The sequence below is a fragment of the Streptomyces sp. NPDC088733 genome (assembly GCF_044751185.1).
In the GTDB taxonomy this organism is placed as follows: domain Bacteria; phylum Actinomycetota; class Actinomycetes; order Streptomycetales; family Streptomycetaceae; genus Actinacidiphila.
Genome location: NZ_JBIVLH010000015.1, coordinates 61,647 through 74,180 on the forward strand (window position 1 = coordinate 61,647; position 12,534 = coordinate 74,180).

At 73.5% G+C, this 12,534-nt stretch carries 7 protein-coding genes; 2 read left to right on the forward strand and 5 right to left on the reverse strand.

The window, feature by feature from the left end; all coding sequences use genetic code 11:
• Positions 1-65: 65 nt before the first annotated feature.
• The 4 genes from ACIP64_RS25955 to ACIP64_RS25970 all read right to left on the reverse strand — a co-directional run bounded on the left by ACIP64_RS25955 (position 66) and on the right by ACIP64_RS25970 (position 8,501).
• Positions 66-2,003 carry an acyl-CoA dehydrogenase family protein gene (locus ACIP64_RS25955; RefSeq protein WP_401591257.1) on the reverse strand — a complete coding sequence of 646 codons (1,938 nt, stop codon included), beginning with the start codon at positions 2,001-2,003 and terminating at the stop codon, positions 66-68.
• 513 nt (positions 2,004-2,516) lie between these two features.
• On the reverse strand, positions 2,517-3,962 hold the full coding sequence (locus ACIP64_RS25960) for an aldehyde dehydrogenase family protein (protein ID WP_401591260.1): 1,446 nt from the start codon (positions 3,960-3,962) through the stop codon (positions 2,517-2,519).
• 88 nt (positions 3,963-4,050) lie between these two features.
• A complete protein-coding gene (locus tag ACIP64_RS25965; RefSeq protein WP_401591263.1) occupies positions 4,051-5,589 on the reverse strand; it encodes a PucR family transcriptional regulator in 1,539 nt (512 codons plus the stop codon).
• Between the two features lie 599 nt (positions 5,590-6,188).
• Positions 6,189-8,501, reverse strand: a complete 2,313-nt coding sequence (locus ACIP64_RS25970) for an ATP-binding protein (protein ID WP_401591265.1) — start codon at positions 8,499-8,501, stop codon at positions 6,189-6,191.
• Positions 8,502-8,692: 191 nt separating this feature from the next.
• On the opposite strand from ACIP64_RS25970, the gene gabT reads away from it, so the two are divergent.
• On the forward strand, positions 8,693-10,024 hold the full coding sequence (gene gabT, locus ACIP64_RS25975) for a 4-aminobutyrate--2-oxoglutarate transaminase (protein WP_401591268.1): 1,332 nt from the start codon (positions 8,693-8,695) through the stop codon (positions 10,022-10,024).
• Positions 10,025-10,379: 355 nt separating this feature from the next.
• Positions 10,380-11,003 carry a phosphatase PAP2 family protein gene (locus tag ACIP64_RS25980; RefSeq protein ID WP_401591271.1) on the forward strand — a complete coding sequence of 208 codons (624 nt, stop codon included), beginning with the start codon at positions 10,380-10,382 and terminating at the stop codon, positions 11,001-11,003.
• Here ACIP64_RS25980 and ACIP64_RS25985 read toward each other — a convergent pair.
• The gene (locus tag ACIP64_RS25985; protein ID WP_360911275.1) at positions 10,975-12,480 is read right to left on the reverse strand and encodes a CoA-acylating methylmalonate-semialdehyde dehydrogenase; all 1,506 of its coding nucleotides are present in this window, start codon (positions 12,478-12,480) and stop codon (positions 10,975-10,977) included. The genes ACIP64_RS25980 and ACIP64_RS25985 overlap by 29 nt on opposite strands.
• Positions 12,481-12,534: the final 54 nt, after the last annotated feature.

Below are 12,534 nucleotides of genomic sequence, written 5' to 3' on the forward strand. Positions count from 1 at the left end.
TCCGGTCGGCGGCAGGCCGAGGGCACCGCCTCCGGGAAGCGGTGCCCTCGGCCGCGGCCTGCCGTTCAGCGGATCGGCCGGTGGACGTTCTCCTTGCCGGAGGGTCCGGGGTCGGTGGCGGCGATCCACGGTCCGTCGCCCGAGGGGTCGACGATGCCGGATTCGAGCCAGGTGTACGCGCCGCCGAGGACGCCGCGGACCACCTTGCGGTCGATGGTGTCGGTATTGGCCCACAGGCGGCCGAACAGCTCCTCCACCCGCAGCCGCGACTGGCGGCAGAAGGCGTCGGCGAGCTGGTAGGCCTCGCGTCCGTTCTCGCCGCGGGTGCGCAGCATCTCGGCGCGGACGCAGGCGGCGCTCATCGCGAACAGCTCGGCGCCGATGTCGACCACACGGCCGAGGAAGCCCTGCTTGGTCTCCATACGGCCCTGCCAGCGGGACATCGCGTAGAAGGTCGAGCGGGCGAGCTTGCGCGCGCTGCGCTCCACGTAGCGCAGGTGCGCCGCGAGGTCCGGATGGCCCGAGGGGTGGAAGGTGCCGTAGGCGGAGGGCAGTTGACCGGGACCGGCGACCAGCTTCGGCAGCCAGCGGGCGTAGAAGCCGCCGGCCTTCATGCCGGCCCTGGCCTTGTCTCCGAGGGCCTTGTCGGGGTCGATGAGGTCGCCGGCCACCGACAGGTGGGCGTCGACGGCCTCGCGGGCGATCAGCAGGTGCATGATCTCCGTCGAACCCTCGAAGATCCGGTTGATGCGCAGGTCGCGCAGCAACTGCTCCGCGGGCACAGCGCGTTCGCCGCGCGCCGCCAGCGACTCCGCGGTCTCGAAGCCGCGGCCGCCGCGGATCTGGACGAGCTCGTCGGCCATCACCCAGCCCATCTCGGACGCGAAGAGCTTGGCGAGCGCGCCCTCGATGCGGATGTCGTTGCGGTTCTCGTCGGCCATCTGGCTGGACAGCTCCATGACGGCCTCGAGGGCGAACGTCGTCGCCGCGATGAAGGCGATCTTCGATCCGACGGCCTCGTGCTCGGCGATCGGCTTGCCCCACTGCTCACGGGCCACCGACCACTCGCGGGCGACCTTCAGGCACCACTTGCCGGCCGCGACGCAGGACGCGGGCAGCGACAGGCGGCCGGTGTTGAGGGTGGTCAGGGCGATCTTCAGACCCGAGCCCTCGGGGCCGATGCGGTTCTCGGCGGGGACCCTCACCCGGTGGAAGCGGGTGACACCGTTCTCGATACCGCGCAGCCCCATGAAGGAGTTGCGGTTCTCGACGGTGATGCCCTCCGAGCCGGCCTCGACCACAAAGGCGGTGATGCCGCCCTTGTGGCCCTCGCTCCTCGGCACCCGGGCCATGACGACCAGCAGATCGGCCACGACACCGTTGGTCGTCCACAGCTTGACGCCGTCGAGGATGTACGAGTCCCCGTCCGGGACGGCCGTGGTGGCCAGGCGCGCCGGGTCGGAGCCCACATCGGGCTCGGTGAGCAGGAAGGCGGAGATGTCGGTGCGGGCGCAGCGCGGCAGGAACCGCTCCTTCTGCTCCGGGGTGCCGAACATCTTCAGCGGCTGGGGCACGCCGATCGACTGGTGCGCGGAGAGCAGCACACCGACGGCGGGGCTGGCGGACCCGACCAGGGCCAGCGCCTTGTTGTAGTAGACCTGTGTGAGACCGAGACCGCCGTACTTGGGGTCGATCTTCATGCCGAGGGCGCCGAGCTCCTTGAGCCCGGTGATGACCTCGTCGGGGATGCGCGCCTCGCGTTCGATCAGCGCGCCGTCCACCTTCGTCTCGACGAAGTCGCGGAGCTTGGCCAGGAACTCCTCGCCACGCTGGACCTGTTCGGTCGACGGGGTGGGGTGGGGGTGGATCAGGTCGAGCCGGAAGCGGCCCAGGAACAGTTCCTTGGCGAAGCTGGGCTTGCGCCATTCCTGTTCGCGGGCCGCCTCGGCGACCTGGCGTGCTTCGCGTTCCGAGACGGTGGGGCGGGCTGAACTTGCGGACATGGGGGCATCACCTCGTGTCGTTACCGACCGGTGCTACGTGTTCGTTAGTACCCCGGTTCCGGCATGGTCACCAGCCCTCGCGCGCCGCCGGCCGGGTCCGCGGTGCCCGGTGCCCCCTCCCGGCGACGCGGGGAGCGGGGCGGGCGCGCACGTCCCGGCGGCCCGGAGGGGGTGCCGCGGCGGGCCGGGCCTGCGGGGCGCCGGTGGCGGGTGATGCGACGTCAGGAGGGTTTCCGCGGTGTGCTCTTCGCATCCCGGGCCGGCGGCGCGGACACGGCCGGGAACCCGTACGGGACGCCGCGGGCCGGGCTCACGCGCGGCTGACGGCCGGGAGGACACGGGGCACCGGAAGCGGCCCGGCGGGATTCGCCGCGGCGTCCGGCTCCACCCGGGTGAACGCCCGGACCGCCGCGCCGGGCGGACGCCAGGGGCCAGCGCTTCACGGAGCGTCGGGTGGGGACAACGCGGCCGGGGCGCACCGCACATGCGCCCCGGCCGCTGGAGAAGGGTGGTCTACAGGGCGAGCCCGGTCAGCACGAGGACGCGCTCGTAGGTGTAGTCCTCCATCGCGTACTTGACGCCCTCACGGCCGACGCCGGAGTCCTTGACGCCGCCGTAGGGCATCTGGTCGGCGCGGTAGGAGGGCGCGTCGCCGATGACGACCCCGCCGACCTCCAGCTCCCGGTGGGCGCGGAACGCCGTCTGCAGGTCGTGCGTGAAGACACCGCTCTGCAGGCCGAACTTGGAGTCGTTGACGACGGCGAACGCCTCGTCGGCGCCGTCGACCCTGTGCAGCGACAGCACCGGGCCGAAGACCTCCTCGGTGGCGATGATCGCGTCGGCCGGCAGGTCGGCCAGCACGGTCGGCTCGTACGCGGCGGCGTCGCGCACCCCGCCGGTCAGCAGCTTCGCGCCCTTGGCCACGGCGTCCTCGACCCAGGACTCGACACGCCGGGCGGCGTTCTCGTCGACCAGCGGGCCGACGTCGGTCGCCTCGTCCGACGGGTCACCGGTGACCTGCGCCCGGACCTTGGCCACGACCTTCTCCGCCAGCCGGTCGTAGACCGCCGTGTCCGCGACGACCCGCTGCACGGAGATGCAGGACTGGCCGCCCTGGTAGTTGGCGAAGGTCGCGATGCGGTTCGCGGCCCACTCCAGGTCCTCCTCGGACGACCAGTCCGCGAGGACGACCGCGGCGGCGTTGCCGCCCAGCTCCAAGGTGATGTGCTTGCGCGGCACCGAGTCCATGATCTGGTAGCCGACCCGGTCCGAGCCGGTGAAGGAGACGACGGGCAGGCGCGTGTCCTGCACCAGCGCGGGCATCCGGTCGTTGGGGACCGTCAGCACGCTCCAGGAACCGGCCGGCAGGCCGGTCTCGGCCAGGATCTCGCCCAGGACGAGGGCCGAGAGCGGGGTGGACGGCGCCGGCTTGAGGACGATCGGGGTGCCGACGGCGATCGCCGGGGCCACCTTGTGCGCCACCAGGTTGAGCGGGAAGTTGAAGGGCGCTATGCCGAGCACGCTGCCGCGCGGGAAGCGGCGGGTCAGCGCGAGACGGCCCACGCCGCCTGCGTCGGTGTCCAGGCGCTGCGCCTCACCGCTGTTGAAGCGGCGAGCCTCCTCCGCCGCCCAGCGGAACACCGAGACGGCACGGCCGACCTCGCCGCGCGCCCACTTGATCGGCTTGCCGTTCTCGGCGGTGATCAGGCGCGCGATCTCCTCGGTGCGCTCGGCCAGCCGCTTGGACACATGGTCCAGGGCGGCGGCGCGCACATGCGCGGGGGTGGCGGCGAACTCGGCCTCGACGGCCTTGGCGGCCGCGACCGCCTCCTCGACCTGCTCCTCGGTCGGCACGGCGACCGAGGCCACGACGCTGCCGTCGTACGGGTTCACGACATCGAAGCTGTCCTCGCCGGTGACCGGGCGGCCGGCGAGCCAGAAGGCGGTGGAGGTGCTCATGCGGACACCGTAGGACGGGCGGCACCCGGACGGGCTTGTCCACAGCGGAGCACGGCCCCGCACCGATGCGCCGTTTCGGCAGATGCCGTCAGCGGCCGGCCGCCTTCAGGGCCAGCCACAACTCCATCCGCACGTCCGGGTCGTCCAGCGAGCGGCCCAGGATCTCCTCCACGCGCCGCATGCGGTAGCGCAGCGTGTGCCGGTGCACCCCCAGCTCGGCCGCGGCCGCGTCCCACTGGCCGTGCCGCGACAGCCACGCCTGGAGCGAGGCGACGAGATCGCCGCGGGCGGTGGCGTCGTGCTCCCGCAGCGGGCGCAGCAGCCCGTCGGAGAACGCCCGCACGGCGTCCTCGCTCAGCAGCGGCAGCACCGAGCCGGAACCCACCTCGTCGTGCTCGACCAGGCCGGCGCCGCGGCGTCGCGCGACCGCCAGCGCGCGCTCCGCCTGCTCGTGGGCGGCCGGGACGGCGGCGGAGCCGACCGCTGCGGACAGCCCCGCCACCAGGTCGTCGTCGCTGTCGAGCGCCGCCAGGCACGCGGCGAGCACCGCGCCCCCGGCCGAGGCCAGGACCGTCAGCCGGTTGCCCTCGCGCACCGCGAGCACCGGCTCCGCCGCGCGCAGCGCCGCCGCCTCCACCCGCTCGGCCAGCAGGCCCACCGCCTCGGCCGCGGACTCCGCGGGCTCGGCCACCAGCACGCGCACGGGCGCCTCCAGCAGCCCGCCGTACAGCCGCCCCGCCACCGTGCGGGCGTGCTCGGCCTCCCCCACGAGCAGCATCCGCAGCAGCGCGCCGCCGAGCCGCTGCTCGGTGTCCTGCAACGTGCGGGACTGCTCCAGGGAGAGCGTCAGCAGGGCCACGGCCGCGTGCACGATCCAGCGGGCGGAGGTGTCCAGGCGCTCCTCCGTCCCCACGGCGAGGAAGCCGCGCGGGCGCCGGCCCGTGCCCAGCGACTGCAACTGCACCCGGTCCTCCGTGCCCGCCGGGCCCGCCACGGCCGCGCTCGCCGGCGCCGGCTTGCCCCGCAGCCGGTCCACCTCCCCGGCCAGCCGTGCGGCACGCCGTCCCGCCCAGTCCGGGGCGGCGGCCACCACCGCGCCGGACGCGTCGTACAGCGCCGCCCAGCCGTCCAGATGCGCCGCCAACCGGGCCAGCAGCGCGGTCGTCCCGTCCGGCGCCAGTGCGGCCCGGGTCAGCTCGCGCTGCGCCTCGAAACCCGCCGTCACCGCCTTGTACTGGTCCGCGGCTATCGCCGCCGACACGGCCTTGCTGATCGCGATGAACGGCGTCTTGCGCGGCACCTCCAGCAGCGGCAGCCCGTGCGCCTCCGCCGCCTCCACGAGGGCCTCCGGCACGGTGTCGTGACTCAGCCCCACGCCGAAGCCCAGCCCCACGACGCCGGCCCGCGCCAGGCGCCCCACGTACGCCGCGAGGGCGTCGGGCGACCCCATGTCCAGCTTCAGGCCCGTCGTCAGCAGCAGTTCCCCGCCCTCCAGGTACGGCGCGGGGTCGTCCAGCTCGCTGGTGTGCACCCAGCGGACCGTTGCCTCGTCCACGTGCTCGCCTGCGGCGAGGACGGTCAGCCTCAGGGTGGGGTTCCGGAGGAGGGAGGTGAGGGTGGGGGGCACGGGCTTTTTCTCCATCGTGGAGTACGGTCTCATCCGATTCTGCCTCACCGTATACCTGCGGCGCCGCCAGGGTTTTTCCCCCGCCCTCCCGCCCGATTGCCCGGCACGATAAGTGCGGGCCCTGCGCCGCGTGCGTTGTGGGGTCGGCGCCGCTCCGGCGCCCGTCCTCGGGGCTCGCGGGTTACCCCTGCAAGTCGTGTACCGCGGTCTCCGCTCGTCGCCTGCGGGCGGACCCCGGCGCACCCCCTCCCGGGCTCGTTGGAGCGACTGACGGCCGGTGGGGGTGCTGTAGGCGGTGACGGCTGCGCACTCGGACAGCTCTGCGCCAACGGGTGCCCGAGCACGGTGCCGTCTCTGACCACCCACCGGGGATCAGGCGCGAGAGCTCACGGAGGGGGCGGGGTCGTAGGGGTGGCGTTCTGGACTGTGGAGCATATTTGGGTGCACAACCCGGAGCGATCAAGCCGGGTACCTGAGGCACCTAAATGTGCTGTCCAGAATGGCAGCCCCGGAGGCCCCGCACCCGGCCCCCCAACAACTGGCGTCGGGGCGCCCTGACTTCACAGGGCACACGGGAGGGCGGGCGGGGAAAAAGAGGCCTACGACCGGAGGTCGACGAGGACCGGGGGTGCGTGCTCACCGTTGACGGCAGTCAACGACAGCACCGCATGCCCCGCAGGCACCACATGCGCCAGGTCCGACGCGGACCACCGCTCCCGCTCGACCTTCCGCACCGTCACGGACTCCGCCGTGACCGCCTTCCCCGTGACAAGCCGCCGCACCGTGTGCAGCACACGCGTGAGCGGCTCGTCCGCGATGATCTGGCGGTTCGTGACGTCCTGGACGTCCACCCACTCCTTGCCCCAGACCTCCGCGAAGCGGGCCCCGTCCCAGGCGGTGACGCCGGAGAGCGCGGCCCGGCAGCCCACCGCGCCGAGGAGGGCGGCGCGCAGGGGCTCGGGGACGTCGTCGAGGGTGCGGAGGGTGAGGACGGCCCCGGCGTTCGCGGAGCGCATCCGCTGGAGGCCGCGCACCGATTCCGCGGTGACCGTGTGGGACGCGTCGTCGAGGACGAGGCAGGCGAAGAGGGAACGGTCCTGCCGGGCCACGGCGCACTCCGCGAACTGGGCGAGGACGAGCCGCGCGAGGATGCGGGAGACCTCGGCGTGGCCGCGTTCGGGGAGGTCGATGCGGACCCGGAGGGGGTGTTCGAGGCCGCGCAGGGAGAAGGGGTGGCTGCCGCCGGTGGTGTCGAAGAAGCCGGCGAACGCGGGACGGTCCAGGAGCGCGATGCGGTCGGCGAGCAGGGGCCCCGCGTCGCCGGGGCGGGCGGACTGGCGCTCGCGGGCGTCGAGTTCGCGCAGCTGGGCCTGGGCGGCGGGGCCGCGCTCCTGGAGGGCGGCGCGGAGCGCGGCCAGGGCCGCGGGCGTGCCGTCGAGGAGTTCGCGCAGTTCGGGGACGGAGGGGAAGCGGCCGTGGCCGGCGTGGAAGGGCCCGAGCAGTTGGGCCAGGGCCGTGGCGGCGCGCCGGCTGTCGCCGCCGGGGAGGGCGGCGGCGAGGTCGCCGACGAGGGCTTCGGCGAGGAAGCCGGCGGCTTCGTCGGGGTCGCCGGCGCCGCCGTACAGGTCGAGGTCGTACGCGGAGTCGGGGCGGCCGATCTTGACGACGACGTCGAAGGACTCGTCGGGGGCGAGCCGTGCCCCGTCCGTGCCGACGGCGACGACCGCCGCCCGCCCGGCGAGGGCCTGGAGGCACAGGAACTCCAGGACCGGCCGCACGATGCGGACGGTCTTGCCCGAGCCGGGCGGGCCCACGGCGAGCAGGGAGGTGCCGAGGACGGAGGTGTCGAGGGCGAAGCCGGCGCCGCGGTGGCTGCGGGGGTTGCGTTCGTCCTCGGAGGCGGTGCCGATGCGGACCTGTCCGGCGGACAGGTCGTGCGCGGCGGCGCGCACCGGCAGGTCGCGGGCGCCGCTGGGGTGGGCGCAGGCGGCGGCGCCGTAGCGGAGCACGGTGTCGGTGAAGGCGGGGAGCCGGCCGGGCTCGGAGCGTACCGACTGCCAGGCGCGGGTGAGCCGCGCGAAGTCGACGTCGTTCATGCGCCCGGCGCGCGCGTCGCCGGCGAGCCGGTCCGCGGCGTCGGCCGCGCCGCCGTCGCGCAGCGCGGGGAATTCGGCCGGGTCCTGCCGCGGGTCGGCGGGCGGGCGGGCGGAGGCGGCCGGGTCCTCCTCGCGGGCCCGCCGGAGCGGGGCGGAGATGTAGCGGCGCCACATCTCGGGCCAGCGGCCGAGCCGGGCGAAGAAGACCAGCAGGGCCCCGCCGACGAGCGCGTAGTACAGGTACGAGGCATAGGCGTAGGCGGTCTGGTTGCCGCCGGCCTGGCGCCAGGAGTCGGGGGTGACGGCGAGCAGGGGCCAGAGCCAGTAGCTGCCGAGGTAGCCGTTCCACAGCAGCGACCACAGCAGCCAGCCGCCGAGGAAGGCGATGACGGCGCCGCTGATCAGCTGGCGGCCCGGCACGGCCTCTGGATCGTCCGCGGGTCGCGCGCGGTGGCCGTGGCGCCACACGCCGGGCTCGGCGGCTGGGCGCGGCGCGCGCAGCCAGGCGATGAACCCGGCGCCGTCGGGGCCGGCGGGCGGGGCGCCCTCCGGGGGCGCGGGCCAGGTGCCGGTGACCGGGCGGGCGCCGGGGGCGGCGGTGGGCGGCGGGGGCGTGCCGGTGCGGCCCTTGTCGCCGGCCGGACCGCGGCCGCCGGGGTCGCCGGGTCCGGGCCGTGCGCCGGGGACCGGGGGCGGTCCCGAGGGCACGGGTGGGACGCCCGGCACCGGCCGGGCGCCCGGAACGGGCGGTGTGCCCGGGCCCGTACCGCCGGGCGGAGGCGCCGCAGGCCTCCCGTGCGTACCGTCGATGTCCATCGCGTGTGCCACCCCTCGCAGGTCCGCACTCAATGTAGTCGAGCGGCCACCCGGGTCCGAAGGATCTTGGCACGCTCATGTCCGTCACGTCGAAGAGAGTTCGTAGAGTGCGCCCCCGCGGCGTGTGCGGGGTACCGCCGTACGGGCTTAGCCTGCGGGAAAGGACACCGGTTCGAAGGAGAACGCCCGCCATGACCGATCTGGCCCAGGAGCGCCGCCTCGTCACCCCGATCCCCGGCCCCAAGTCGCAGGAGCTGCTGGCGCGCAAGGCTGCTGCGGTCGCGAACGGCGTCGGTGTGACCCTGCCCGTCTTCGTCACCCGGGCCGGCGGCGCCGTGCTGGAGGACGTGGACGGCAACTCGCTGATCGACTTCGGTTCCGGTATCGCGGTGACCTCGGTCGGCAACAGCGCGGAGGCGGTCGTGCGCCGTGCCTCGGCGCAGCTCGCCGACTTCACGCACACCTGCTTCATGGTGACGCCGTACGAGGGCTACGTGGAGGTCGCCGAGGCCCTCAACGAGCTGACGCCGGGCGACCACGAGAAGCGCACGGCGCTGTTCAACTCCGGTGCCGAGGCGGTCGAGAACGCGGTGAAGATCGCCCGCGCGTACACCGGGCGCCAGGCCGTCGTGGTCTTCGACCACGGCTACCACGGCCGCACCAACCTGACGATGGCGCTGACGGCGAAGAACATGCCGTACAAGCACTCGTTCGGCCCCTTCGCGCCCGAGGTCTACCGGGTGCCGCTGGCCTACCCCTTCCGCTGGCTGACGGGTGCGGAGAACTGCGCGGAGGAGGCGGCCGCCCAGGCGATCGACATGATCACCAAGCAGGTCGGCCCGGAGAACGTGGCCGCGATCGTGATCGAGCCGATCGCGGGCGAGGGCGGCTTCATCGAGCCGGCCAAGGGCTTCCTGCCGAAGATCGTGGAGTTCGCGCGCGAGAACGGCATCGTCTTCGTCGCGGACGAGATCCAGACCGGTTTCTGCCGCACCGGCCAGTGGTTCGCCTGCGAGGACGAGGGCATCGTCCCGGACCTGATCACCACGGCCAAGGGCATCGCCGGCGGTCTGCCGCTGGCTGCCGTGACGGGCCGCGCGGAGATCATGGACGCCGCGCACTCGGGCGGTCTCGGCGGCACCTACGGCGGCAACCCGGTGGCCTGCGCGGCCGCGCTGGGGGCCATCGAGACAATGAAGGAGCTGGACCTCAACACCAGGGCCCGCCGCATCGGCGAGATCATGCTGGGCCGGCTGCGCGGTATGCAGGAGAAGTTCGACGTCATCGGCGAGGTCCGCGGCCGCGGCGCCATGATCGCGGTGGAGCTGGTGGAGCCCGGGAGCAAGAACCCGAACGCGGCCGCCACGGCCGCCCTGGCGAAGGCCTGCCACGCGGAGGGCCTGGTGGTCCTGACCTGTGGCACCTACGGCAACGTGCTGCGCTTCCTGCCGCCGCTGGTGATCGGCGAGGACCTGCTGAACGAGGGTCTGGACATCATCGAGAGCGCGTTCACCCGCCTGTGACCAGGTATTTCCCTGGTGCTGGGGAACCCCCGGCACCCGCAGTGAAGAAGGTGTGCGGGCCTGATGGCGGGAGGGTGCAACCCCTGTCCGGCCCTCCGCCCGTGACGTACGGTTTCCGCAGATGGAAGAAACACCCCGTCTGCGGAAGTCCGCGGGCGACACTTTGCCGGTGACTCCCCATCACCGGTGCAGCTGTGCCCTCGCGCACACCGCCGAAGCCGCAGGCTCCGGCAATCCTCGCCGATCGGTCGGCCGCTTGTCCCAAACCCCCCGGGGCGGGCGGCACGGCGATCGTTCTGGCCGCCCCGGAACTCTCCCCCCTGTTCCGGGGCGGCCAACTTCTCTGCTGATCGTCGTGTGCACGGCGCTCTTCGGACTGCTGACCTGGCAGGAAGCGGTTCATGGGCGCCTGCTGGCGTGGGACGGTCCCCTTCGCGGCGCGCTCGCAGGTCCCGCCGCGCACCCGGCCGGGGCCGGTTCGCCCGTCGCGCAGTTCTTCGCCGACCTGGGCAACGCGCAGATCGCCGTGCCGGCACTGATGGCAGCAATGGTCTGGACCACCTGGCGGCTACGGCGGGCCGGAAGGCCCCGCTGGTGGCTGCCGGCGCTCGCCTACGCCGCGGCGACGGCCGCGGTCCCCCTGCTGGTGAGCCTGCTCAAGCCGCTGATCGGCCGGGCGGGTCCCGGTTCGCTGACGCTCTCCCCCGGCTACCCGGGGCTCTACCCCTCCGGCCATGCCGCCACCGCCGCCGTCGCGTACGGGGGCGCGGCGCTGCTGCTGGCGCACCTCGTCGTACGCACGGCGGCACGGCGGCTGCTGGGCGCGGCCGCCGTGCTGCTGAACGCCGCGGTGGGGGTCTTCCTCGTCCGGTGCGGCTACCACTGGCCGCTCGACGTCGTGGGGAGCTGGCTGCTGTGCGGCGCCCTGCTGGCGGGCGCCGCCCTCGCGGTCAGTTGTTGGTCGGGAAACCGAGGTTGATGCCGCCGTGGCTCGGGTCGAGCCACCGCTGGGTGACGGCCTTGCCGCGGGTGAAGAAGTGGACGCCGTCGGGGCCGTAGGCGTGGGTGTCGCCGAAGAGCGAGGCCTTCCAGCCGCCGAAGGAGTAGTACGCCACCGGCACCGGGATCGGCACGTTGATGCCGACCATGCCGACCTCGACCTCGTGCTGGAAGCGGCGCGCCGCACCCCCGTCGTTGGTGAAGATGGCCGTGCCGTTGCCGTACGGGTTGGAGTTGATCAGCTCCAGGCCCTCGTCGTAGGAGCCCACCCGGACCACGGACAGGACCGGGCCGAAGATCTCGTCGTTGTAGACCGACATGCCGGGCTTGACGTCGTCGAAGAGGGTCGGGCCGAGCCAGAAGCCGCCCTCGGTGGCGTCGCCGGTGACGGCGTGCTCGCGGCCGTCGACGGCGAGGGTCGCGCCGTCGGCGAGGCCCGCGTCGAGGTAGGACGTCACCTTGTCGCGGTGCGCGCCGGTGACCAGGGGGCCCATCTCGGACGTGGCGCTGCAGCCGGGGCCGACGGTGAGGCCGGCCATCCGCTCCTTGATCTTCCCGACCAGCTCGTCGCCGACGGGGTCGACCGCGACCAGGACGGAGACGGCCATGCAGCGCTCGCCGGCCGCGCCGAAACCGGCGTTGACGGCGGCGTCGGCGGCCAGGTCCAGGTCGGCGTCGGGCAGCACCAGCATGTGGTTCTTGGCGCCGCCGAGTGCCTGGACCCGCTTCCCGTAGCGGGTGCCGGTCTCGTAGACGTAGCGGGCGATCGGGGTGGAGCCGACGAACGAGACGGACTTGATGTCCGGGTGCTCCAGGAGGCGGTCGACGGCGACCTTGTCACCGTGCACGACGTTGAAGACGCCGTCGGGCAGCCCGGCCCGCTTCCACAGCTCCGCGAGGAAGTTGGCGGCGGAGGGGTCCTTCTCGGAGGGCTTGACGACGACGGTGTTGCCCGCGGCGATGGCGATCGGGAAGAACCACATCGGCACCATGGCCGGGAAGTTGAACGGCGAGATGATCGCGACCGGGCCGAGCGGCTGGCGGATGGAGTAGACGTCGATGCCGGTCGAGGCCTGCTCGGTGAAGCCGCCCTTGATCAACTGCGGGATGCCGCAGGCGTACTCGACGACCTCGATGCCGCGGGCGATCTCGCCCAGGGCGTCGGAGTGCACCTTGCCGTGCTCGGAGACAATGATCGCGGCCAGCTCGTCGCGCTGGGCGTTCAGCAGCTCCCGGAAGGCGAAGAGCACCGCGGTGCGCTTGGCGACGGAGGCGTTGCGCCACTCCTTGAACGCGGCGGCGGCCGCGCCGACGGCCTGGTCGACCTCGGCGATCGCCGCGAAGTCCACCCGCCCGGTGACGGCGCCGGTCGCCGGGTCGTACACGTCGCCGTGGCGCTCCGCGGTACCGGCCCACGCCTGCCCGGCGATCCAGTGCGTGATGTGCTTGTCGGTCACGGCTGTTCTCCCTGTCGTCCCGCACGTCCTTCGCTGCCAGTCTCACCAGTGCGG

What these genes read in the sequence shown, in the direction of transcription:
- ACIP64_RS25955 (WP_401591257.1), bottom strand. Translation starts at nt 2,003, where the DNA reads ATGTCCGCAAGTTCAGCCCGCCCCACCGTCTCGGAACGCGAAGCACGC.
- ACIP64_RS25960 (WP_401591260.1), bottom strand. Translation starts at nt 3,962, where the DNA reads ATGAGCACCTCCACCGCCTTCTGGCTCGCCGGCCGCCCGGTCACCGGC.
- ACIP64_RS25970 (WP_401591265.1), bottom strand. Translation starts at nt 8,501, where the DNA reads ATGGACATCGACGGTACGCACGGGAGGCCTGCGGCGCCTCCGCCCGGC.
- gabT (WP_401591268.1), top strand. Translation starts at nt 8,693, where the DNA reads ATGACCGATCTGGCCCAGGAGCGCCGCCTCGTCACCCCGATCCCCGGC.